We start from the raw sequence: 23,001 nt of genomic DNA on the forward strand, positions 1-23,001 counted from the left end.
CATCTCGGAGGACAACAGGCTGGTCTTCGTGTTCTGATGAGCGGTGGCGGCACGGGAGGGCATATCTTCCCAGCGGTGGCGATTGCTCAGGAAATTAAAAAAAGATTTCCCAATGCCGAGTTTCTATTCATAGGAGCCAATGGCAAAATGGAAATGGAAAAAGTGCCTCAGGCAGGGTTTAAAATAGAGGGGCTAAACATTGCAGGATTTAATAGAGGAAATCTTTTCGCTAATTTTAAACTTCCTTTCAAAATTGTTTCCAGTTTATTAAAAGCAAGGAGAATCATCAAGCAGTTCAAACCTGATTTTGCGGTAGGAACGGGAGGTTTTGCCAGTGGACCAGCGTTGTTTGTTGCTTCGCAGATGGGCGTACCTATTTTCATTCAAGAACAAAATTCCTTGCCAGGGAAGACCAATCTTTTCTTGGCTAAAAAAGCAAAAGCCGTCTTCACCGCCTATCCTGATATGGAGAAGTTTTTCTCAGGAGCAAAGACCTTTTTTCTGGGAAATCCCATCCGTGAAAACATCATTACCGATAGAGTAGATGCCGCTTTGGCGAAGGAAAAATTAGGTTTAGATAAAGATAAGCTCACCATCCTCTCTGTAGGTGGTTCATTGGGTTCAAAAACTTTGAATGACGCTTGGAGTAGGCATCTTCCTCAGTTAGCAGAAAAAGATATTCAGCTAATATGGCAAACAGGGAAGCAGAGTGTTCTGTCTTCTAAAGGAAGCGAAACACCGAGCAATGAGAAGATAAGCCATCAACCATCAACCATCAACCATCAACTAATTAGTGAGTTCATCTCAGATATGCCATTGGCGTATTCTGCTGCGGATGTTATTGTCTCTCGTGCAGGAGCCATTGCCATTTCGGAGCTCTCTGTGGCTCAAAAGCCAATATTGCTGGTACCGTTTCCTTTTGCAGCTGAAGACCATCAGACACAGAATGCTCTAACGCTGGTGAATAAAAACGCTGCCAAAATGGTGAAAGATGTAGAAATGAAAGAGAAATTTTGGGCAACTTTGATGGAAATTTGCGAAAGCGAAACGTTGAGAAAAGAGATGGGCGAAAATTTAGGTTATTTTGCCAGACCAAATGCCACAAAGGAAATTGTAGATGAGATTTTTAAGCTAAGGATATAGAAGAAAATGGATTACAAGAGTAAAATATTGATTTATCAAACCGAAGATGGCATTATAAAGATTGATGTAAAGCTAGAAGAAGAGAGTATTTGGCTTTCCGTAGATCAAATGGCGACACTTTTTGGTAGAGATAAATCAACCATTTCTAGGCATATTAAAAATATTTTTGAAGAAGGAGAATTACAACAAGATTCAGTTGTTGCAAATTTTGCAACAACTGCTTCGGATAATAAAACTTATCAAGTAGATTATTATAATCTTGATGTTATTATTTCAGTGGGCTATCGTGTAAAATCTATTCAAGGGACTAAATTTAGAATTTGGGCAACAGAAAGACTCAAAGAGTATCTTGTAAAGGGTTTTACGATAAATGATGAACGATTGAAAAATCTGGGAGGAGGGAACTATTGGAAGGAGTTATTAGCGAGGATTAAAGAAATTCGGTCAAGCGAAAAGGTGATGTACAGACAGGTGTTGGAGTTATATACAACAGCTGTGGATTATAATCCTAAAAGTGAAACAAGTCTTATTTTTTTTAAGATGGTTCAGAATAAATTACACTATGCAGCACACGGAAATACCGCAAGTGAAGTAATTTATTTTAGAGTTGATAGCGATAAACCTTTTGCAGGACTTACCAACTTTAAGGGAAATCAGCCTACACAAGCAGAAGCAATGATCGCAAAAAACTATCTCACAGAGCAAGAGTTGAGGATATTGAACAATTTAGTTTCGGCTTATTTTGATTTGGTAGAACTCAACGCTATTGAAGAAAGAGAAATGAAGATGGAAGATTTTGTGAAAGAATTGGATAATATTCTTTCATCGGCTGGTAGAAAAGTATTAGATAATGCAGGAAGAATATCAAGTAAGCAAGCAGAAGATAAGGCTGTGAAGGAATATAAAAAATACAAAGCAAAAATGCTTGTAGATGTAGAAAGAGAATATCTTAATGTCATCAACACTTTACAAAAAGAAATGAAAAAAACTAAAAAATGAAACAGTATAATAATTTCTATTTCATCGGTATCGGAGGGATTGGGATGTCCGCATTAGCAAGATATTTCCACTCTCTTGGGAAGAAAGTTTTGGGCTACGATAAAACCGAAACCAAACTTACCAAAAAACTTCAAGCCGAAGGCATTGCCATAGCGTTTGAAGATGAAATCAGCGATGAAATTAAACAACTAAAAAAAGAGGATACTTTGGTGATTTTTACCCCTGCCATTAAGCAGTTGGGCATAATGGATTATTTTCAAAACCAAGGATTTGAAGTTCTGAAAAGAGCCAAAGTCTTGGGAATGATTACTGAAAATACTCAATGTATTGCAGTAGCAGGGACACACGGCAAAACCACCACTTCCAGCCTTGTAGCTCACCTTTGTAAGGAAGCCAATTTACCATTTTCAGCATTTTTAGGAGGTATTTCAGAGAATTTTGGGTCTAATTTCCTATTCAATGGTAATGAATATTCCGTCCTAGAAGCCGATGAGTATGATAGAAGTTTCCTCAATCTCTCTCCAGATTGGGCGTTGATTACTTCCACCGATGCCGACCATCTGGACATCTACGGAGATACTTCTACCATAGAGCAAGGATTTAATGATTTTGCAAACTTAGTACCATCTGACCAACAACTTTTTGTAAGAAAAGGAATTGATATTCACAGAAATGCAAAGACCTATGTGGTGAATGAAGCGGCAGATTATTTTTCGGATAATCTCAAAATGGAGGGCGACCAGATTTCCTTCGATTTTCATTTGCCCAATGGCGAAATTCATCGCTTTTCTTGGGAAATACCGGGGATTCACAATGTAGAAAATGCCACAGGAGCTTTGGCAATATTGCATAATTTGGGTGTAGAAATAGAAGTTTTGAAAAAAGCATTGGCAAATTTTAAAGGCATTAAAAGACGCTATACCAAGCATACATTTTCCAATGGAAAGGTTTATATAGATGACTATGCCCACCATCCAACGGAGCTCAATGCGGTGATAGGCTCTATCCGAACTTTTTACCCAGATAAAAAACTTTTGGTTGCCTTTCAGCCACATTTGTTTAGTAGAACAAAAGACTTTGCAGCGGGCTTTGCAGAGAGTTTGTCCCAAGCCGATGAACTCATTTTGCTCGATATTTACCCAGCAAGAGAATTACAAGAAAATTTTGAAGGAATTACTTCCGATTGGTTGCTAAAAAAAGTAACTTTGCAGAATAAGGAAATTTCTACCCTTTCGGAAGCATTTGGGAAAATTAAAAGTAAACATTTTGATATTCTCCTTACCGTAGGAGCGGGAAATATAGATACCCTATACGACCCAATTGTGGAATGGCTTGGAGAGAAGTAACGATTTAAATAATTGAAAGATAAACCGTTTGAATAAAATAAATTAATGAAAAACAAATACAGAATATTAAAAATATTAAGTACAGTAATCATCTTCGGATTTTTACTGAGTTTTTCATTGCAACGGTTTAATGAGGCAGAACTGAGTAGCGTATCAGTCAATATGCTCTACCCAACTCCAGAGGAGAAAGTCTATTTCATAGATGAAAAAGATGTGAAAGATTTCATCAAAAAATCTAATCCTACGGGAAAGATTGGAGATATCAACATTCCAGAACTAGAGAGAGAAGTGAATGGCTTTCCGTCTGTGGATAGTGCCAATGTCTATCTTAATCTCAATGGACATCTCAATGTGGATATATCGCAGAAGATACCAGCGTTTAGACTTAGTAGAAATGGAGAAACTTTCTATGTAGATAAGAAGGCTAATGAGTTTAGGATTTCTAAAAACTATTCTCATCCTGTAATGCTGGTGGTAGGTGATGTAAAACGCAGCGAGTATCAGGATTTGATAGCGTTTGTTAATATCATTCATCAAGATGATTTTAGTAAAAAATTCTTTATTGGAATAAAAAAGATAAAAAACGACTATTATCTACTTACTACCGATGGAAATTTTGATGTGGAAATAGGAAGTTTGGAAAACCTCGAGTTTAAAATAAAAGGATTTAAAGCATTTGTTGAAAAATTTTTGATATATCAGAATCCAAAAAAATATATCAAAGTTTCCGTAAAATTTGATAATCAGATTGTAACAACCCTCAATCCACATTATCAAAAAGAAGAAAAAGAAGAATCTAAAAATTAATATAAAAAAACACTAAGGAATTATAATCAGTTAAAATCAGAGTCAGATTATGCAGCATCAGGAGTATTCAGTAGGGTTAGATATCGGAACAACGAAGATTGTAGCCATCGTTGGGCGTAGGAATAGCCACGGGAAGATAGAAGTGTTGGGCGTAGGTAAAACCAAAAGCCTTGGTGTGCACAAAGGTATTGTCAATAATATCTCGCAGACCATTGCTTCAATTCGTACCGCTGTGAGCGAAGCCGAAAAAAGTGCAGGTGTATCCATTACCAAAGTAACGGTAGGGATTGCAGGGAAGCACATTCGCTCGTTGCAACATTCGGATTACATTATGAGAGAAAATCCAGACAAGTTTATCGATGAAGATGATATAGAAGCCCTTAAAGACCAAGTGAAAAAATTGGTGATGCTGCCTGGGGAAGAAATCATCCACGTCTTACCTCAAGAATATAAAATAGACTCTGAAGGGGAAATCCACGAGCCCATTGGGATGCACGGTAAACGCCTTGAAGCCAACTTCCACGTGGTAGTGGGGCAGATGGGAAGCATCCGAAATATAGCAAGATGCGTGCGTGAAGCAGGCTTGGAGATGGAAGCCCTCACTCTAGAACCATTAGCCTCATCAGAAGCTGTACTTACTAAAGAAGAAAAAGAAGCAGGTGTTGCTATTGTAGATATTGGAGGCGGTACTACAGATATTGCCATTTTTAAAGATAATATCATTCGCCATACTTGTGTCATTCCTTATGGAGGTGGTATCATTACAGAAGATATTAAGGAAGGATGTTCCATCATAGAAAAGCACGCAGAGCAACTGAAAGTGAGATTCGGCTCGGCAATGCCAGAGATGGAGAAAGAAAATACCTTCGTTACCATTCCAGGCTTGCACGGCAGACCAGATAAAGAAATCTCTGTGAAGACTTTAGCAGAAATCATCAAGGCAAGAGTAGAGGAGATTTTAGAGATGATTAATACAGAGCTTAAGGCTTATGGTGCTTTTGAGCAGAAGAAAAAACTCATTGCGGGGATTGTACTCACAGGAGGGGGAACCAACCTGAAGCATATCCGACAGCTCACCAACTATATCACAGGGTTTGATAGCAGACTAGGCTATGCTAATGAATACATTTCTAACGATAAAAATCAATACCTTAGAGGTCCAGAATATGCCACAGGTATAGGACTTCTAATGGAGAGTTTGAAAATTAGAGATAAAAAACTCCCTCAGGAGGAGGAAGATAATATATCGCCAGAACAACCAGCAGTAGAAAAAGTAAATGCAGAAATAGAGGAGGCGATTCAAAAGGAAGAACCTACCATTGAGGAAGTGGCAAAAGCTAAAAATCAAAAAAAACTTACTCTGGGACAAGGCTTATTGGATAGAGTAAAAAAATTTTTTGAGGAAGTAGAAGAATAAAAATCGCTCTAAAAAAATAAAAAACACAAAATTTTTCATCAAAAAGCGAAAAAAAATAGTAATTTAGATTTTTCAACGAAATATATAAAATGGACAACATAGGAATGCAAGGATTTACATTAGATTTACCAAAGGGTAATTCATCAATCATAAAAGTTATCGGCGTAGGTGGCGGTGGTAATAATGCCCTGAAACATATGTATGAGAAAGGAATACACGGGGTGGACTTCGTGATATGCAATACCGATGCTCAAACATTGAATAATAATCCCGTATCCAACAAAGTGCAGCTTGGCGTTTCCATTACAGAGGGACTTGGTGCTGGTGCAGACCCAGAAGTGGGAGAAAAAGCCGCAATTGAAAGTATAGATGACATCAAAGCTGCTTTGGGACAAAATACCAAAATGGTTTTCATTACCGCAGGAATGGGAGGTGGTACTGGGACGGGAGCTGCACCTGTAGTAGCCAAAGTAGCCAAGGAAATGGGCATCCTCACCGTGGGTATCGTTACTGTACCATTCACTTTTGAAGGCAAAAGAAGATTGGAGCAAGCCGAAAGCGGATTAGAAAAACTAAGAAACAATGTAGATTCTCTTATTGTTATCAATAATGATAAATTGAGACAGCAATTTGGAAATCTTGGTTTCAAGCAAGGTTTCTCCAAAGCAGATGAAGTGCTTACCAATGCTGCCAAAGGTATGGCAGAGGTGATTACCGCTCCGTTTGCTATTAATATCGACTTCCGAGATGCTAAATCTGTGCTTCAAAACTCTGGTACTGCCCTAATGTCCACAGGGATTGCTACAGGTGAGAAAAGAGCAGAAGAGGCGGTAAGAAAAGCATTAGACTCCCCACTATTGAACGATAATAAAATCACGGGGGCTAAAGATGTCCTTCTATTGATATTAAGTGGTTCAGATGAGGCTCACGAAGCAACAATGGATGAAATAGGACTTATCAACGATTATGTACAGACTGAAGCTGGAGGTAATAATAATGCCAATATTATCTTTGGTGTGGGAACAGATGAAGAGTTGGGAGATGCCATTAAAGTATTGGTGATTGCAACAGGTTTTGCAAAGGAAGCACCTATCCATAGTGGAACTACTGAAAAAATCAATTACAATCTGCAAGATGCTTCTCAAAAAAAGCCCGCTCATAAAGGCTCGCCGTTTCTTACTAAGGAAGAAAGAGAGCACAGCACGGCAGGTGAATTTAAGCCTAAAAATGTCTTCAGACTAGATGATGAGGAAGATGCGGCACCGCAGTTTAAAGCAGTAATACCTGTACAAGCCAAGATAGTAGAGGAGGTGGATACCCAAGTAATGTACTTGGATGAAGACAATGGAGAGCCAGAGTTTTCTTATGAAGAAACATCGGTTGTAGAACCAGATTTGTTCAATTATGCAGCTTTTGAAGAAGAACAAGATACTCAATCTTTCTCTTTTGAGTTTGAAAAACCAATAGTAGAGGAGACCCCTAAATCTTCTTTGATAGAAGAAAAGCCAATTGAATTTAGCTTTGCGGTTAATGAACCAGAGGAAAATCTGCCTTTTTTCAAAACAGAAAAAGCACCTGAATTTAAGGTGGAAACAATAGAATCTCCAGAGGTGAAAGAGGAGGAAATAGAAGCTCCTAAAGCCATTGTAGAGATTCCAGAAGTGAAAGAAGTGAAGGTGGAGGAAACCAAGGAAACCTTTACTTTCATCAGCAAACCTACCAATATGGAAAAGGTGAACGAGAGAAGGAATAAGCTGAAGGAGTTCAATTCTCGTTATCAAAACTTTGATGATAACAATGAGTTTGAAACCATTCCTGCTTTCAGAAGAAAAAATATTGAAATCAATAATATTAACGCTTCTGAACAGAATATCAGTACTTTCCTTTCAGAAAAAGATGGAAGAACACAACTGAGAGAAAATCGTTTTTTGAATAAAGATGTAGATTAATATTAAAAAAATGGCCGTTTTACACTTTGTAAGACGGCTATTTTATTATTGCATTATTCTTTATGAGGAGGTTTATTTCCGTGCATTTCTACCTTTCGGTCTAGCACCTTATGTCGCATTTTACCCTCGTTTTGAAAGAGTTTTAAGATTTGCTGAGGGGATAAAATGGTTTGCATTTTTTTAGCATATTCCCTTCTATTATCCATTAATTTTTGTCCCAAATTAAAGCTTTCCTCCAGCTTTCGTTTAGCTTCATCGTTACTAAGAGTTTCAGGGTCAAAATTATTATTGAAGTTTGATTTTATTTTGCTTTGGGCATCATAATACTCTCCATAGAGAGCTTTGAATGCTTCTTTGTTACTTTCGGAGATTTTCAGGCTTTCCAAAAGGGCTTCTTCGTGCAAGCGTTTCATCATTGCTTTTCTCTCCTCATTAGGAAGTTCTCTTACGGTTTTGGTATCCTTATCTGTTTTAGGATTATTAAAATCGTTTCTAAACTGGGCATTCATTAGTGAAGATGAAAGCAAAACGAAAATAAAGGCTAATGATATCTGTTTCATATGGTATATTTTTAGTAAAGGTCTAGATAAACATCTACCTCTGCTTCTTTGGATAGTTCGGTAATGTCTGCTGAGGTAAATGACGCTACAATCTGCTCTACATTTTCCGTTGTTTTCGTAGCGTTGTTATTTCTTTTTGTATTGGTTGTTTTGGTGACTGGAGACTGTATCTTGGTTGAGGTTTCGTTTTGAGCAAGATATGGTTCATTCTCTACAATAGGATTGATTTCCGAAAGTTCGGTTTTGGCATCATTTTCAGGGGAAATCTTGTGATAGGGTTGCTTTACATTACTTTTGTAGGCAGTATCGGTACCCTCTGTTTGAGCCAAGGCATCGTTGGGCAGAGTATCACTGATGGATGTAATGAATAATCCTATACCAAAAAGTAAGACTACCGCGGCGGCTATAGCGTACCACAGCGTTCTATTACCGCCAATAGTGTGTGTGGTTTTCTCTGCATCAACAGTTTGTTTCAGTACATTGTCTTGCACCTTTTCAAAAAGCTGTTCAGGGGTTTTATAAATGTTTTTACGATTTAATTTTTCTATATCAAAATGATTCATTTTCAAAAAATTAATCTTTATAATTTTGTTTAATATAATCTTCTATCTTCTGTTTGGCATAGTGGTAATTGGTTTTCAGAGTACCTACCGACATATCCAATATTTGGCTCATTTCTTCATAAGGAAGTTCATCATAATACCGCATAGTAAAGACCAGTTTCTGCTTTTCTGGAAGGCTTTGTATGGCATTTTGCAATAAAATCTGAATATCCTCTGCATCTGCCATTGCATTATCTGCTACCAAATTTTGCATATAATATGCTGCATCTTTATCGCTTTTTTGCATTTTTTTCATCTTGTTAAGCTGTTGCAGAGCTTCATTGGTAGCGATTCTATAAAGCCAAGTGTAAAGCTGGCTGTCTTGCTTGAACTGATGAAAATTTTGGTACGCTTTGATAAAGGTCTCCTGAAGCACATCTTGCGAGACATCTTGCACCACCAGAAGCCTCCTAATATGCCAATACAATCTACTCTGATAGGCATCCATCATTGCACGAAGCCCTTTTTCTTTGCTTCGTTCATCCGCCATCATTGCAATTATTTCTGCGTCTTTTACCTTCATAGGATGCTATCGTTGGTTGGATTAGATTTTTGTACTAAGGTTAAATTAAATTCGCTTTAAATTTAACCTAAATGAATGAAATAGAAAATATTTTGATTTGTGAAATTAAAAAGGTTATTCAAATATTGCCTTTGGTTTGTAAAACAAAGTTATAAATATTTTTGTATGAATTAATAATATCGTGGATTAATTCAAACTAATGATAATGAAAAAAAGTTTTATGAATCTGATTCACAAAACTTTTTCAAGGATATCTCAATGATTTTTTATTCGTAAATTATTTTACAATCATTTTTTTGGTAATAGGTTTATTGTTCTCCGCTGAAAGCATTTTCACAATATAAACTCCTTTTTGCAATGGTGCTGGAAATTGCTGAGTATTAGTTGCCTGATGAACCAATTTCCCTTCCATACTGAAAATACCGATATGATTAACCTTTTGGCTTATAGAAATCGTTTCGCTTGGGAACGCTACCGATGGATAGATTGCCAATGTCTCTTCCTTAGCAAAAATATCATTTGTAGAAAGTATTTGTTCTAATCCCCAAGTGTCTTCTGCCTTATCTCCACCCCAAATCAAAGTTGCTAAATAAGGATTGTCTATAAATGGATTTCTATTGGTCTGGGTATAAAAAATTTGTTCATTTCTATTTCTTTCAAAATCAGATACGGGGTCTTCTATATTCCATTTTAGAAAAAGGTCTGGCATATCTGGTACTTTGTAGATTGTGTTTCCACTTGCTGAAATATTGTTAGCCTTTGTTCTAGTTCCCCAACGCATATACATATACATAATGATTCTTGCCACATCGCCTTTCCACTCATCTCCTGGATACCAAGTGTTATTAGAGAGGCTTCTGGCAATACCTTGGGCATCTTCAAAGATTTTATCTCTGCGGGTAGAGTTGAACGAGCCGTCTGATGCTCTAAGATTATGTGCATCTGAGCCTGCATCTACTTTATCTCCTTCCCCTATCAATTTCGGTGTGCCCAATGATTTTGCATAGACATGTTCTCTGTTCCATTTACCTTTGCTGGAACCTCCTCGATGTTTACTTTCTTTACTTCTGGTTCTACTAAATTTAGAAGATTCATTACCTGTTTCATAGCCATAGAGCAGCAAAACATTTTTAGGATTTTCTGGGTCTTCATCTGCTCTGTCTAATACATCCCATACTTTTTTATAACCAATCTCATTATGTGTCCTAGTAATAAGATAGGCAATCTGTTGTTTTATCAATTCTTTGTTTTCTCGGAAGTTTACCTCGTTATAATACTGAGGAATCTGAGCCAATAATGAAAATGGTAAGAAAAGTAAAAATAATAAATTTCTGGTCATAATTTTCAAGTTTTTATATGGGCAAATTTACAAACATTATCTAAGAATTAGAGGTAAAACCAACGTCTAAATATTAATTAATGGTTAAAAATCATATTCTGAAATAGGATTAATGAAATTATGATTTGATTGATTGTTATAAATTTAACATTGGGATAATGTTTTTTAATTATTTAGAATATAATTAAATGATTATTTTGTAAAAATGTTTAATATTGGAAAGAATTGTATTTAAAGCTAAATTTATCCAGCTATTTTTATTATCTATCTTTGCTGAATGGAAATCATCATCATCGGGACGGGCAATGTAGCCTATCATCTAACCAAGGCTTTAATTCAAAATAAAATCCCTGTAAAACAAATCTTTGGAAGAAATGAAAAGGCTTTGGAAATGTTTTCGCAAGAGTTTCAAATTCCTTCTTCTCACGAGAGGTTAGAATCGGCGGCGTTGTATATTATTGCCGTTAGCGATGCTTCGGTAGAGGAAGTTTCTCGCTATATTACCCAAGAAGATTGTCTTGTGGCTCATACTTCTGGCTCTTTGCCTAAAGAGGTGCTACAAGGTAACTATCGTAAAGCGTCTTTCTATCCTTTGCAGACTTTTTCAAAAACGAAAGATTTGGATTATAGCCAAATTCCTTTCTTCATTGAAACCGAATCAGAAACCGATTTCAACCTATTGGAAAAGTTAGGGAGGAGTATTTCTGAGAAGGTGATGGCAGCCAACTATGAAAAGCGAAAATACATCCATCTTACAGCGGTATTCTCTTGCAATTTTGTAAATCATCTGTTTTCCATCGCTAAGGAAATATCAGATTCCCAGCAGATTCCTTTTGATTTTTTTCTTCCATTGATTGATGAAACGGTGGAGAAAATCCATCATCTTCATCCTAAAGAGGCTCAAACGGGACCTGCAGTAAGAAATGATAAACGCGTTCTATCACTTCACGAAGTATTGTTAGCAGATTCAGAATACTTGGAACTATACCAAATGCTGAATGCCTCCATCCAGAAAATGTATCGGTTGGAATAATTTTTTTTCAAAAAAAGTGTAACAAAGTAAAACTACAAGCTACTAATAGAGAAAAATCTGTTATGAAAAAAATATTTGCAGCTTGTTTTTTGGCTATGGCATTTCTTATTAATGCACAAACAACGGCTAATAGATTCTTCTATGAACTGACTTATAAACCTGGTAAGGAATCTGATTCTATTCATAAAACAATGACCATCTTAGATGTAGTGAAAGATAAATCTATCTACCAAGATTATCTAATGGTTTCGCAAGATTCTCTTTTAAAAGCAGAGGTGGAGCAGATGATGAAATCTGGAGCTTTCAAAGACCTTTCTAAAACCATCAAGCAGCCTAAATTTGCATACAAAGTTACCAAGACTTATCCTAATATGGAGGTTACTTACACCGAAAATATTCTACAAGATAAAGTGTCTTATCAAGAGCAATTGAAACTAGATTGGAAAGTGAATCCAGAAAAAGCTCAGATAGGAGAGTATAAGGCACAAAAGGCTACCACTTCATTTGGAGGAAGAGAATGGACGGCGTGGTTCTCTACGGATATTCCGTTTCAAGATGGGCCATATAAATTTCACGGATTGCCAGGGCTTATCGTAAAAGTGGAAGATAGCGAAAAACACTACTCTTGGGAGTTGAAAGGTAATAAAAAAGAGGCTAACTATGAAGAAGAATCTTACTCTGAGAAGATGATGAAGCAATTCTATGGAAGCAAAGGCAATGCCTTGAATGTGAGCAGAGAACGCTTTGAGCAGTTGTATGAAAACTACAAGAAGGACCCTTTTGGAAGCATCAGAAGCCAGATTGCTCAGATTCCAGCGGAAGCTAAAATGCCAGATGGAACTTCTATGGCTCAGCTATTGAAAGACCAAGAAGCGAAGCTAAAACAATACCTCAATGAGAATAACAATCCTGTAGAGCGTACCTCTCCTAAAGGCAAAGGGAAAAAATAGATTTCATATTCATAAATTATAAATGGAAAGAGATGGGAAAATTGTTTCCTGTCTCTTTTTTTATTGGAGGGCTTTGGAGATAGCATCAAAGCTTAAAGAAGAATATTTTTTCTGTTTTGAAGGTAGTGCTGAGAAAGGAAAACCATATACTACTAGTGTTATTGGTAATTTTGATTACATTGTGATTTTAAATTTTTTATTAAAGTTTTCATCCTACTATTTTGTTCGTTATTCAGGGATTGTTGTCCTATTATGTTTGATATTTCGTCTAAACATTCAGAAACTGTAAATCTAAAATCTGAAAGTTCTTTCTCAACTTCTTTAATTTCATTTTGATATATGTTTCTATATCTATTATCAATCATGCTCTCAAATTCTTTACGATTTATATGTTCGTTTTCTTGTAATTTACGAATGTCTTCGTTTTTTTTCTTCATAACTTGCGATTTCGCTTTTTAGATTCCTGATTTCATCCTAAATTCCATTAGTAAGTGCAATTTTTGGGATAGATTTTCTCTCTTTTGAATGTAGGCGTAGTCGAAATGAAAAAGAGAGAAAGTAGAAAAACTTTCTCTCTTGAAGAAAATGTTATATCTTAGTTCAATAACAACAAAAAACAATGGGATACAAACATTTAACTTTGGAGCAAAGGTATGAAATAAAAGCTTATCTGAAATGCAATAAATCTCAAAAATTTATTGCCGAGCAATTGGGGGTGTCCGAAAGTTGCATCAGCAGGGAACTTCGGCGTAATAAACTCAAAAGAGGAGGTTACAATGCAGAAAAAGCCCAAGAACAAGCCAACATTCGTAAAGAGAGGTTTGCCGTAAACCGAAAGTTTACCCCAAAAATAAAAGCTTTTGTAGAAGAAAAAATAAGGCAGGAACAATGGTCGCCAGAGCAGATTGTGGGGTATTGTAAAAGACATAATATCAATATGGTAAGTATTGAAAGAATTTATCAATACATCCGAAAAGACAAGAAAGAAGGGGGGAATTTGTACCAAAATCTTCGCCATCAGCTCAAGCATAGAAAACGCCCTGTATCAGGCAAGCACGAAGTGATTAAAAACAAAAAAAGCATTGATTTGCGTCCAGAGATTGTTTTAAGCAATGAAGAATTTGGGCATTTTGAAGTAGATTTAATCGTCGGGGCAGAACATAAAGAAGCGATTTTGACCATCGTAGAAAGAAAGACAAAATTTTTAATAATGAGGAAGTTAAGTAGTAAAAACGCCAAAAATTTAGCCCAAGCGATGGTAGAGGCTTTGCTTCCTTATAAAGATTTTGTCAAAACCATTACAAGCGATAATGGATTGGAGTTTTATGAACATCAGTATATTAGTAAAAAATTAGAGTGTGATTTTTATTTTGCACATCCTTATTGCTCTTGGGAGCGAGGATTGAATGAAAATACCAATGGACTTATTCGGCAATATATCCCGAAAGGTACTTATTTTGAGAAAGTTAACAAAGAAACAATAAAAGAAATACAGCATAAAATTAACCGTAGACCTAGAACTGCGAAGCACATCACGAACACCTTATTTCAATAACAATAAAAAGTGAGTATTAACATTAGATTTTGAGGAGCCTAAAAGTTTATTCTATAAATTTGTAATCTAAAAATTGCACTTGGGGGTTGAATGTGCCTCACATAGCAATTACCTCACTTACCAAGCGTATTGTAAAAAATTATATTAAATTTGCAGGAATAAACTTTTTTAAAAATTAAATAAATATGAGTTGTGGATGCAAAACATCCGGCGATTCTACCCATTCTTGCGGTACTAAATCCGCCACGGGATGCAGCAGTGTAGATACCTGTGGCAATAGCTATAAATTAAGCGTTTTTGACTGGCTTTCTAATGTGAAAAGCCCTGCCAAAAGCAACGAGGAAGATTATGTAGAGGTAAGATTTAAGAATGAGAGAAAGTGTTTCTTTAAGAATACCAATAAGCTTTCCCTCGGTATCGGTAGTATTGTAACGGTAGAATCTAGCCCTGGGCACGATGTGGGCGTAGTAAGCCTTACGGGAAGTTTGGTAAAAATCCAAATGAAGAAAAAAAACTTTCCCGAAAACCAAGCCTTGAAAATATACAGAATTGCCAATCAAAAAGACATTGAAACTTGGCAAGAAGCCAGAAAAAGAGAAGACAGCGTAAAAAAAGATGCTAGAGCCATTGCGGAAAGACTCGGGTTAGAAATGAAAATTACCGATGTAGAGTTCCAAGGCGATGGCGGAAAAGCCACTTTTTATTATACCGCAGATAGCCGTGTGGATTTCCGATTGCTAATCAAAGAATTTGCCAATATTTTTCGTACCAAGATTGATATGAAACAAATTGGTTTCAGGCAGGAAGCCGCGAAAATTGGCGGTATTGGCTCTTGCGGTAGAGAGTTGTGTTGCTCCTCTTGGCTTACAGACTTCAGATCAGTGAATACCAACGCTGCCAGATATCAGCAGCTCAGCATCAACCCTCAGAAACTGGCAGGTCAATGTGGCAAACTCAAGTGTTGCCTCAATTTTGAGCTGGATAGCTATCTCGATACTTTGGCGGATTTTCCTTCCTCCAATACCACTTTGGATACCGAAAAAGGAAAAGCCTTCTGTATAAAAATAGATGTCTTCAAAAAGAAAATGTGGTTTGCTTATGCTGATAACCCTATTGCTTGGCACGGTATTGACATTCAGAAAGTAAAAGAAGAAATTCAGAAAAATAAAAAAGGACAAAAAACCACCTCCCTAGAAGAGTTGGTTAGCGAAAACGCATCGGTTCTAAAAACGGTAGATTTGATTCAGGAGAACAATCCTAATAGGTTTGATAAAAAGAAAAAGAACAATAGGAAACCTAAACGGGAAGCAAAATCTGGAGATACCCGAAAAAGCGAACCTGAAAAAAATACCAAACCCAAACAAGACAGAAAACCCAACGCAGAAGGCGGAAAACCACAGCAGAAAAACCGAAAAAACTATCGGAAACCAAAACCTAAATCCAACAATAATGAGTAAAGTATTAGCGTTACTGATGCCGTTATGCTTGCTTGTGAGCTGCCAGCTGACAGAGGAAGATGTGTACATCCATTCCCTCAATGGCGTTTGGGAACAGAAGGCTATTCAAAAATTTAATTTTGAAATCACTGATGTCCAAAATCCTAAAAATATTATCTTTGTTGTAAGAAATAACAACGATTATCCCTATAGTAATCTGCGTCTTTTCAGCCGATTGTATGAGAAAAACCAAAAAAATCCAATAGTGGATACGCTCAATTATATCCTTGCACAGCCCAATGGTGCGTGGATAGGCAGCGGTTTTGGAGATACTAAGGAGACCTTGTTTCAGTATAAAATGGATTATCAGTTTCCGAAAAATGGAACTTATACCATAGAAATACAACACGCGATGAGACAAGATACCCTGAAAGGAATAGAAGATTTGGGAATAAAAATAGAACCAGCTAAAACCTACAATGGAAAATAAGAAAACAACCACCAAAAGCACTTTTCCGCTGCCTCCTAAAAAGAAAAAAAACAAAGGAGTAAAGCGTTGGATTAGACTTGTTTGGATGTCTCTCATCGCATTAGTACTTGGTATTTCGACATTATTTTTTGCCGTTTCCCAAGGCTTTCTCGGAGAGATGCCAGATGTGAAAGATCTTGAAAATCCAGACATCTATGTAGCCTCAGAGATTTATTCTTCTGATGGTGTTCTTCTTGGAAAATTCGAGAAAGAAAAAACAGACCCCGTTACCTATAGCCAATTGCCACCACACCTGGTCTATGCCCTTCAAGCAAAGGAAGATGAGCGTTTCAAAGAACACTCTGGAATAGACCTAAAATCTATAGGAAGAGCCATTTGGTTCCGTGGAGAGAGAGGAGGGGGGTCTACCATTACCCAGCAGCTTGCCAAGTTGCTCTTTACAGGAACGGCGTCTCAAAACAAAGTCCAAAGAGCTTTCCAAAAGCTAAAAGAATGGGTAGTTGCCGTAAGCTTGGAAAAACGCTATACCAAAGAAGAAATCATTACTTTGTACTTCAATAAGTTTGATTTTATCTACAATGCCAATGGAATCCAGATGGCATCTAAAATCTATTTCAACAAAAAAGCCAGCGAACTGACCTTGCCAGAATCGGCAATGTTTGTGGCAATGCTAGAAAACCCAACAAAAAACAACCCTCTAAGGAATAAAGAAAGAGCAAAATCCAGAAGAGATGTTGTTCTACAGCTGATGAGAGATAATGGCTATATTGATGAGGCTACCTATCAGCAAGCCATAGACACGCCTATTAAGACTGATTATCAGCCTATCAAATCCATTGATGAAGGTTACTCTGCTTACTATAAATTTTATCTAAGAAAAGAAATAGACCAATACCTTAAGGAGTACGAAAAGAAAACAGGAAAAACGCTCAACCTATTCAAAGATGGATTGAAGATTTATGTTACCTTAGACTCCAAAATGCAAAAATATGCAGAGGAAGCCATTAAAGAACACCTTACTTCGCTTCAAAAAAGTTTTGATAATGAGCAACGAGGCAGAAAGCAAAGACCATTCTACCATCTTTCTCAGAAACAAATAGACAACATTATGCTTCAGGCAATGAAGCGTACAGGAAGATACAAGCAATTGAAAGCTGCGGGCGTATCAGAAGACTCCATTATGATGGATTTCCAAACACCCATCAAGACCACAAGGTTTACTTGGAATGGAGAGGAAGAAGTGGAAATGTCCCCTTATGATTCCATCCGATACCACAAGCAGATTGCACAAGCAGGGCTAATGTCTATGGTACCCGGAACTGGCGAAATCAAAGCGTGGGTAGGAGGCATCAATTGGCAACACTTTAAATACGATCACATTAAGCAAGGAAAAAGACAAGTAGGCTCTACCTTTAAGCCATTTGTGTATGCTGCAGCCATTATGAACCTTGGGCTTACGCCTTGTTCTACCATTTCCAACGCCACCTATACCAAAGGGTCTTGGAGCGTAGCTGGCTCTGGTGGACACCTTACTCTGAGAGATGCTTTGGCACATTCTAAAAACCCCGTGGCGGTGCGTTTGATAGAAATGACTGGACCTAAAAAAGTTATCCAACTGGCTAGAGATTTGGGAGTAACAGAAGACATCCCGAATGACTATCCTGTGGCTTTAGGTTCTTCAGATATTACCATCTATGAAATGCTAGGTGCTTATAGTACTTTTGCTAACTTCGGGAACTACATCAAGCCCGAGATGATTTGGCGTATTGAAGATGCTAACAATAGAGTAATCAAAGAAATAAAATCTGAAACCCGAGAAGTGATGAACGAAATGTACGCCTATACAATGATAGATATAATGAAAGGCGTAGCAGATTATGGTACTGCTTCAGGGGAATTAGGACGAAGAGGCATTCCGAAAGGAACTGAAATTGCTGCCAAAACAGGAACTACCCAAAACAACTCAGATGGTTGGTTTATCGGGATGACGCCCAACTTAGCCACTGGCGTTTGGGTAGGATGGGAAGACAGAGCCACCCACTTCTGGAGTACCGGTGAAGGGCAAGGGGCGAAAATGGCACTTCCTATTTGGGCTATCTTTATGAAGAAGGTCTATGCTGATAAAACGCTAGGAATTACTCCAGAAGACAAGTTCATCAAACCATCTGGCTGGACGGGTGATTGCTCTGACCTGCAAGGCTTAGGCGGTGGCTACGGCGATGATGGTGGACTAAGAACACTGGACGAACTGAAAAATCCAACGCCTGCCGAACCGAAAGAAAGCAGTGGCAATAAACAAAATAATGCCACACGAAAAGAAGAAAATCTCAATGAGAACCTGAATAAAGATTCGGAGGTAGATTTTAATCAATAATTTTTTAAAAACCTTCCAATGGCTGGGAGGTTTTTTCATTGAACCTATTTAATGACACTAAAACAATGCACCTTAATAACATCACCCAAAAATACCTTCACCTCTTCCCTACCGACAGCAGTAAAAACACCTATCAAAGGATAACGCCGAAGGTTTTATCCGCTTTAGTAGATATCGCTGGTTTCCCAAAAGCGAGGTTGATTCACTTCAATGAAATGCTATCCAAAGAAATTGGATTAGGAACAATAGAAACTTCGGAAGATAAAGATTTCCTCAATGCCACAGCCTTGCCCCAGCATATCACCTCCTATGCTACGGCTTATGCGGGACATCAGTTTGGACAGTGGGCAGGGCAGCTGGGAGATGGGCGCGCCATCTTTGCCGGAGAAATCTCTAATGCCGAGGGAATGACTACAGAATTGCAATGGAAAGGGGCAGGTGCTACGCCCTATTCTAGAACAGCAGATGGAAGAGCCGTATTGCGTTCCACCATCAGAGAATACCTGATGAGCGAAGCTATGCACCATCTGAATATCCCGACCACCAGAGCATTAAGCCTTAGTTTTACAGGAGAAAGCGTACTTCGGGATATTCAGTATTCTGGAAATCCTCAGCCAGAGTCTGGTGCCGTGATGATGCGTACCGCCAGTAGTTTTTTGAGATTTGGACATTTTGAATTGATATCAGCTCAAAAAGAATATGATTTACTGAAGCAGTTGGCAGATTTTACCATAGACCAATACTTCCCTGAAATAACTTCTGAAGGAAAACAAAAATATATGGATTGGTTTCAGAATATCGCCCATCGCACCGCAAAATTGATGGTAGAATGGTATCGTGTAGGCTTTACCCACGGGGTAATGAATACCGATAATATGAGCATCTTAGGACAAACCATAGACTACGGCCCCTTCTCTATGCTAGATGAATATGACCTAAGCTTTACTCCCAATACCACAGACTTACCCGGACGGCGATATGCCTTCGGGGAACAGGGAAAAATTGCCCAATGGAATCTTTGGCAACTCGCCAATGCTCTATTCCCATTGATAGGCGATAGTGAAGCTCTGCAAGAGGTTCTCAACCAATTCAGTGATGTGTTTTGGAAGTGGCACGATGAAATGCTAGCCAATAAAATGGGCTTTGATGCTCTAAAAGATGGCGATGTAGAACTATTCACAGAGTGGCAACATCTGATGCAAGAGCTGAAAATGGATTATACGCTATTCTTCTCACAGTTGGCATCTTGGATGCAACACTCTGATAACAACAGCTTTAAAACGGTATCTTACAAAAATATAACCGAAGAGGATACCACGCTACTCAACCGTTGGCTAAACGCTTATACCCAGAGAATGGCTCAAAATACCATTTCCAAAGAGGCATCTCTGGATAAAATGAACCGCCATAATCCTAAGTTTATTCTAAGGAATTATTTGCTTTATCAATGTATTCAGGAGGTAGAAAATGGAAGAATGGAACTTTTTAACCAATTGTTTTCCGCACTACAACATCCTTATGAAATGCGTTATCCAGAGTTGTGCGTTAAAAGACCATCTGAGTACGGTGAGCAATGGGGTTGCACTTCTCTTTCTTGCAGCTCTTAGAATTGACTATTTTTATTCAGTCTCTTAATTTTAAACTATTTTTGCACTCTAAAAAAGTAAGATTTTGAAGTTTAAACAGAAAGCAATAGATACCCTGAAAACCATTTTCCCATCTACGGGACACGAGTGGTTTTTGTTTTTATTTTTCCTTTTAGGATACGGAAGCTTAGCCCACATTATCGCATTGGACTATCACATTGTTTTTGATAATAGAATCCCTTGGGATGCTTATTTCAGCTTTGATAATAGAGCCATTGTCCTTACAGGAGGCGGATTTGAAAGACACCCTTTGTCCAATTACTTTTTTGATGGTATTAGGACGTTGGCACTATGGTATTCTGGAGGGAAAATGGATGCTTCATTTCGGTGGGCTTTATCGGCATTGAGTGCAAGTGTCATCAGTATGAGTATGGTGCAGGTATTCAAATACCTCCGAAACATCATTGCCTTGCCTTTGAGCTGGAGCTATGGTATTATTCTCTTCTTTTCATTGTTTTCTACCAATATACTATTGTCTTTCACGCCAGAGACTTATACCTATACTTTGTTTCTGTTGATGTTGTTCAATCATTATGCAGCGATAAAAATAAAGAAAGAACAGCCTATCCCTGCCACAGCACTTACTTTGGCAACGGTTTCCATCGGTGGACTTACCATCACCAATGCGGCTAAGGTTTTCATTCCTATTTTGTTTGAAAAGAATCTTTTCAAAAGCTTTAAAAACTTATTCAATGCTTTGGGAAGGAGCGTTATGGCAGTAGGCATTTTTGTATTATTATTCCTCAACAGATTAAATTTTGACTATACTAAAATCATCACCAAAACGGGAGAACAATACGAGAAGTTTTCTCAGCCAAAAGTAACGCCACTTTGGGATATGATTGCATCTTGGTTTTTTGGGGGTAACATTTTGTTTTCCAATTTCATCACGAGGGATTACAAAAGCCCGAAAGGCTTTGAATACAAAGCGTTATTTATGGATGTATATTCCTCTTGGGTACCTTATGTTTTTGTAGCGATGGTATTGGGATTAGTCGTTTGGTCTGGGATTAAAAATTTTAAAAATCCTTTGGTGAAGATTCTTTTACTCTCTTTCTTTTTTGATATTCTCATCCATTGTGTTTTAAAATTCGGCTTACACACTTCCTATATTTACGGAGGGCATTTTGTGTATGTCTATCCTTTACTGATAGGGTGGCTGGTATTTGCCTACCGAAAGCACCGCACTGCTCTATCCATCCTCTCAGGGATTTTATTGCTACTAACGCTTTACTTAGGCTTTAATAATGGCATTAGAATGCAAGAGTTTTTTGAGTTTTTGGAGCGGTATTATCGTGTTTAAAGCCAGCTTTGAGATGTCAGCCTGAGCGGAATCAATGCTAATGTACAACGCGAAATTAAACAGTCAGCATATTAAACTTTAAAAACATTGTAAAATCATCACAAATCAAGTTATTTCAAAGTAATTTCAATTGCATTTTGTTTCACGCATTATGTTTGAAACAAAATGCAACTGCAAGAAAGCCCAAACAATGATGTTTGTCATAAAATGCAAGCGAATGTAAAGCCCCGCAAATTGTTTGAAACAAAATGCAACTGCAGGAAAGCCCAAACAATGATGTTTGTCATAAAATGCAAGCGAATGTAAAGCCCCGCAAATTGTTTGAAATAAAATGCAATAGTAGGGATAGACCATCAACTTTGATAAGATAAAATCTCTAAAATTTATTTTTGTGTAAAGATTCCCCCCTCTTTCTTTTGATTTTCAGTTATAATAATATCAAATAAAATCCCTTTCTTCGGTCTGAGAAAGGGATTCTTATATAATGTTTTAAATCAAATCTCTACGCTTTCCATTCTACCACGGCTCGTACAAAGGCTTCGGCGTTTTCCACAGGGATATTAGGTAAGATACCGTGCCCTAAATTGGCAATATATCTATCCTTCCCAAAGCGGTTAATCATCTCCGTTACCATTTTTTTGATGGTTTCTGGCGAAGAATGTAAGCGAGCGGGGTCAAAGTTACCTTGCAGGGTAATGCTATTATGGGTCAGTTGTCTTGCCATTTCTGGGGTAATGGTCCAATCTACCCCCAACGCAGCAGCTTTAGACTGTGCCATTTCTTCTAATGCAAACCAACAACCTTTGCCAAAAACCACCACAGGAGCTACTTCGCTAAGGGCTTCCACAATCTGATTGATGTATTGCCAAGAGAACGCTCTGTAATCTTCTGGCGAGAGCATTCCGCCCCAAGAGTCAAACACCTGAACGGCAGATACCCCTTTTTCCACCTTTCTTTTCAGATAGGCAATGGTGGTATCTGTAATCTTTTGGAGCAAAAGATGAGCGGCTTGTGGCTGGGTAAAACAGAACGATTTAGCAATATCAAAAGCTTTACTACCCTTCCCTTCTACGCAATAGCAGAGAATAGTCCAAGGGGAGCCTGCAAAACCAATTAATGGAATGTCATTATTTACTTTTTCCAAAGTCATTTCAATGGCATCAAAAACATAGCCCAAAGTATCGTTAACATCTGGTACCTCTATGGCTTCCACTTGCTCCGCTGTACGGATGGGATGGTCTAGCCAAGGCCCTACGGATTCTTTCATTTTAAAATCAATCCCCATTGCCTGCGGTACCACCAAAATATCCGAGAATAAGATGGCAGCATCTAGCGGAAAGCGTCTAATGGGTTGCACCGTGATTTCTGATGCCAGCTCAGGAGTTTGGCATCGTGTGAAAAAATCGTATTGGTCTCTTAGGGCGATAAACTCTGGGAGGTATCTTCCCGCTTGTCTCATCATCCAAACGGGTGGGCGTTCCACCGTTTCTCCTTTTAAGGCTCGTAAATATAAATCGTTTTTAATCATA

20 protein-coding genes are annotated in these 23,001 nt (G+C 37.8%); 14 read left to right on the top strand and 6 right to left on the bottom strand.

Translation table 11 applies throughout. The annotated features are described in order from the left end of the window. The first annotated feature begins 36 nt into the window (after window positions 1-36). The 6 genes from murG (at window position 37) to ftsZ (ending at window position 7,661) form a co-directional block, all read left to right on the top strand. Window positions 37-1,143, top strand: coding sequence for an undecaprenyldiphospho-muramoylpentapeptide beta-N-acetylglucosaminyltransferase (gene murG, locus ACFFUE_RS05135; protein ID WP_376833284.1), 1,107 nt, complete (start codon window positions 37-39; stop codon window positions 1,141-1,143). 6 nt (window positions 1,144-1,149) lie between these two features. After that, a complete protein-coding gene (locus tag ACFFUE_RS05140; RefSeq protein ID WP_376833218.1) occupies window positions 1,150-2,142 on the top strand; it encodes a virulence RhuM family protein in 993 nt (330 codons plus the stop codon). Next, on the top strand, window positions 2,139-3,488 hold the full coding sequence (gene murC / locus ACFFUE_RS05145) for a UDP-N-acetylmuramate--L-alanine ligase (RefSeq protein WP_376833220.1): 1,350 nt from the start codon (window positions 2,139-2,141) through the stop codon (window positions 3,486-3,488). The genes ACFFUE_RS05140 and murC overlap by 4 nt, the downstream gene beginning before the upstream one ends. Before the next feature lie 45 nt (window positions 3,489-3,533). After that, window positions 3,534-4,295, top strand: a complete 762-nt coding sequence (locus ACFFUE_RS05150; RefSeq protein ID WP_376833222.1) for a POTRA-like domain-containing protein — start codon at window positions 3,534-3,536, stop codon at window positions 4,293-4,295. Window positions 4,296-4,344: 49 nt separating this feature from the next. Beyond that, on the top strand, window positions 4,345-5,712 hold the full coding sequence (ftsA, locus tag ACFFUE_RS05155) for a cell division protein FtsA (protein WP_376833224.1): 1,368 nt from the start codon (window positions 4,345-4,347) through the stop codon (window positions 5,710-5,712). Window positions 5,713-5,801: 89 nt separating this feature from the next. Continuing rightward, window positions 5,802-7,661 (top strand): cell division protein FtsZ, encoded by a 1,860-nt coding sequence (ftsZ, locus tag ACFFUE_RS05160; RefSeq protein WP_376833226.1) that lies wholly within the window; start codon window positions 5,802-5,804, stop codon window positions 7,659-7,661. 53 nt (window positions 7,662-7,714) lie between these two features. Here ftsZ and ACFFUE_RS05165 read toward each other — a convergent pair whose 3' ends face one another. The 4 genes from ACFFUE_RS05165 to ACFFUE_RS05180 form a co-directional block, all read right to left on the bottom strand. Continuing rightward, window positions 7,715-8,221, bottom strand: coding sequence for a hypothetical protein (locus ACFFUE_RS05165; protein ID WP_376833228.1), 507 nt, complete (start codon window positions 8,219-8,221; stop codon window positions 7,715-7,717). An 11-nt stretch (window positions 8,222-8,232) separates the two neighbouring features. Continuing rightward, complete coding sequence (locus ACFFUE_RS05170) at window positions 8,233-8,784, bottom strand: hypothetical protein (protein ID WP_376833230.1); 552 nt, start codon at window positions 8,782-8,784, stop codon at window positions 8,233-8,235. Window positions 8,785-8,794: 10 nt separating this feature from the next. Continuing rightward, window positions 8,795-9,346, bottom strand: a complete 552-nt coding sequence (locus ACFFUE_RS05175) for an RNA polymerase sigma factor (protein ID WP_376833232.1) — start codon at window positions 9,344-9,346, stop codon at window positions 8,795-8,797. Window positions 9,347-9,623: 277 nt separating this feature from the next. After that, window positions 9,624-10,685 carry an endonuclease gene (locus ACFFUE_RS05180; RefSeq protein ID WP_376833234.1) on the bottom strand — a complete coding sequence of 354 codons (1,062 nt, stop codon included), beginning with the start codon at window positions 10,683-10,685 and terminating at the stop codon, window positions 9,624-9,626. Window positions 10,686-10,962: 277 nt separating this feature from the next. Here ACFFUE_RS05180 and ACFFUE_RS05185 point away from each other — a divergent pair, with 277 nt between their 5' ends. Beyond that, complete coding sequence (locus tag ACFFUE_RS05185) at window positions 10,963-11,718, top strand: Rossmann-like and DUF2520 domain-containing protein (protein ID WP_376833236.1); 756 nt, start codon at window positions 10,963-10,965, stop codon at window positions 11,716-11,718. Window positions 11,719-11,780: 62 nt separating this feature from the next. Next, window positions 11,781-12,668 (top strand): GLPGLI family protein, encoded by an 888-nt coding sequence (locus tag ACFFUE_RS05190; RefSeq protein WP_376833238.1) that lies wholly within the window; start codon window positions 11,781-11,783, stop codon window positions 12,666-12,668. Between the two features lie 158 nt (window positions 12,669-12,826). Here the strand turns inward: ACFFUE_RS05190 and ACFFUE_RS05195 are convergent, their stop codons facing one another. Next, window positions 12,827-13,105 (bottom strand): hypothetical protein, encoded by a 279-nt coding sequence (locus tag ACFFUE_RS05195; protein WP_376833240.1) that lies wholly within the window; start codon window positions 13,103-13,105, stop codon window positions 12,827-12,829. Window positions 13,106-13,287: 182 nt separating this feature from the next. On the opposite strand from ACFFUE_RS05195, the gene ACFFUE_RS05200 reads away from it, so the two are divergent. From ACFFUE_RS05200 to ACFFUE_RS05225, 6 genes are all read left to right on the top strand, one after another. Beyond that, on the top strand, window positions 13,288-14,223 hold the full coding sequence (locus ACFFUE_RS05200) for an IS30 family transposase (protein WP_376833242.1): 936 nt from the start codon (window positions 13,288-13,290) through the stop codon (window positions 14,221-14,223). A gap of 185 nt (window positions 14,224-14,408) precedes the next feature. Beyond that, window positions 14,409-15,680, top strand: coding sequence for a PSP1 domain-containing protein (locus tag ACFFUE_RS05205; protein ID WP_376833244.1), 1,272 nt, complete (start codon window positions 14,409-14,411; stop codon window positions 15,678-15,680). Continuing rightward, window positions 15,673-16,149 (top strand): gliding motility lipoprotein GldH, encoded by a 477-nt coding sequence (locus tag ACFFUE_RS05210; RefSeq protein ID WP_376833246.1) that lies wholly within the window; start codon window positions 15,673-15,675, stop codon window positions 16,147-16,149. The genes ACFFUE_RS05205 and ACFFUE_RS05210 overlap by 8 nt, the downstream gene beginning before the upstream one ends. Further along, the gene (locus ACFFUE_RS05215) at window positions 16,139-18,523 is read left to right on the top strand and encodes a penicillin-binding protein 1A (protein WP_376833248.1); all 2,385 of its coding nucleotides are present in this window, start codon (window positions 16,139-16,141) and stop codon (window positions 18,521-18,523) included. Before ACFFUE_RS05210 ends, ACFFUE_RS05215 begins: the two co-directional genes overlap by 11 nt. Before the next feature lie 65 nt (window positions 18,524-18,588). Then, a complete protein-coding gene (locus tag ACFFUE_RS05220; protein WP_376833250.1) occupies window positions 18,589-20,130 on the top strand; it encodes a protein adenylyltransferase SelO in 1,542 nt (513 codons plus the stop codon). 64 nt (window positions 20,131-20,194) lie between these two features. Further along, window positions 20,195-21,472, top strand: coding sequence for a DUF6080 domain-containing protein (locus tag ACFFUE_RS05225; RefSeq protein WP_376833252.1), 1,278 nt, complete (start codon window positions 20,195-20,197; stop codon window positions 21,470-21,472). 502 nt (window positions 21,473-21,974) lie between these two features. On the opposite strand, the gene hemE is transcribed toward ACFFUE_RS05225, so the two are convergent. Then, the gene (gene hemE, locus ACFFUE_RS05230) at window positions 21,975-23,000 is read right to left on the bottom strand and encodes a uroporphyrinogen decarboxylase (RefSeq protein WP_376833254.1); all 1,026 of its coding nucleotides are present in this window, start codon (window positions 22,998-23,000) and stop codon (window positions 21,975-21,977) included. Between the last annotated feature and the right edge of the window lies 1 nt (window position 23,001).

The sequence above is a fragment of the Bergeyella porcorum genome (assembly GCF_042427575.1).
Classification (GTDB): Bacteria; Bacteroidota; Bacteroidia; order Flavobacteriales; family Weeksellaceae; genus Bergeyella; species Bergeyella porcorum.

What these genes read in the sequence shown, in the direction of transcription:
- ACFFUE_RS05210 (WP_376833246.1), top strand. Translation starts at nt 15,673, where the DNA reads ATGAGTAAAGTATTAGCGTTACTGATGCCGTTATGCTTGCTTGTGAGC.
- ftsZ (WP_376833226.1), top strand. Translation starts at nt 5,802, where the DNA reads ATGGACAACATAGGAATGCAAGGATTTACATTAGATTTACCAAAGGGT.
- ACFFUE_RS05185 (WP_376833236.1), top strand. Translation starts at nt 10,963, where the DNA reads ATGGAAATCATCATCATCGGGACGGGCAATGTAGCCTATCATCTAACC.
- ACFFUE_RS05220 (WP_376833250.1), top strand. Translation starts at nt 18,589, where the DNA reads ATGCACCTTAATAACATCACCCAAAAATACCTTCACCTCTTCCCTACC.
- ACFFUE_RS05140 (WP_376833218.1), top strand. Translation starts at nt 1,150, where the DNA reads ATGGATTACAAGAGTAAAATATTGATTTATCAAACCGAAGATGGCATT.
- murC (WP_376833220.1), top strand. Translation starts at nt 2,139, where the DNA reads ATGAAACAGTATAATAATTTCTATTTCATCGGTATCGGAGGGATTGGG.
- ACFFUE_RS05165 (WP_376833228.1), bottom strand. Translation starts at nt 8,221, where the DNA reads ATGAAACAGATATCATTAGCCTTTATTTTCGTTTTGCTTTCATCTTCA.
- ACFFUE_RS05195 (WP_376833240.1), bottom strand. Translation starts at nt 13,105, where the DNA reads ATGAAGAAAAAAAACGAAGACATTCGTAAATTACAAGAAAACGAACAT.
- hemE (WP_376833254.1), bottom strand. Translation starts at nt 23,000, where the DNA reads ATGATTAAAAACGATTTATATTTACGAGCCTTAAAAGGAGAAACGGTG.
- murG (WP_376833284.1), top strand. Translation starts at nt 37, where the DNA reads ATGAGCGGTGGCGGCACGGGAGGGCATATCTTCCCAGCGGTGGCGATT.
- ftsA (WP_376833224.1), top strand. Translation starts at nt 4,345, where the DNA reads ATGCAGCATCAGGAGTATTCAGTAGGGTTAGATATCGGAACAACGAAG.
- ACFFUE_RS05205 (WP_376833244.1), top strand. Translation starts at nt 14,409, where the DNA reads ATGAGTTGTGGATGCAAAACATCCGGCGATTCTACCCATTCTTGCGGT.
- ACFFUE_RS05175 (WP_376833232.1), bottom strand. Translation starts at nt 9,346, where the DNA reads ATGAAGGTAAAAGACGCAGAAATAATTGCAATGATGGCGGATGAACGA.
- ACFFUE_RS05200 (WP_376833242.1), top strand. Translation starts at nt 13,288, where the DNA reads ATGGGATACAAACATTTAACTTTGGAGCAAAGGTATGAAATAAAAGCT.
- ACFFUE_RS05215 (WP_376833248.1), top strand. Translation starts at nt 16,139, where the DNA reads ATGGAAAATAAGAAAACAACCACCAAAAGCACTTTTCCGCTGCCTCCT.
- ACFFUE_RS05180 (WP_376833234.1), bottom strand. Translation starts at nt 10,685, where the DNA reads ATGACCAGAAATTTATTATTTTTACTTTTCTTACCATTTTCATTATTG.
- ACFFUE_RS05170 (WP_376833230.1), bottom strand. Translation starts at nt 8,784, where the DNA reads ATGAATCATTTTGATATAGAAAAATTAAATCGTAAAAACATTTATAAA.
- ACFFUE_RS05190 (WP_376833238.1), top strand. Translation starts at nt 11,781, where the DNA reads ATGAAAAAAATATTTGCAGCTTGTTTTTTGGCTATGGCATTTCTTATT.
- ACFFUE_RS05150 (WP_376833222.1), top strand. Translation starts at nt 3,534, where the DNA reads ATGAAAAACAAATACAGAATATTAAAAATATTAAGTACAGTAATCATC.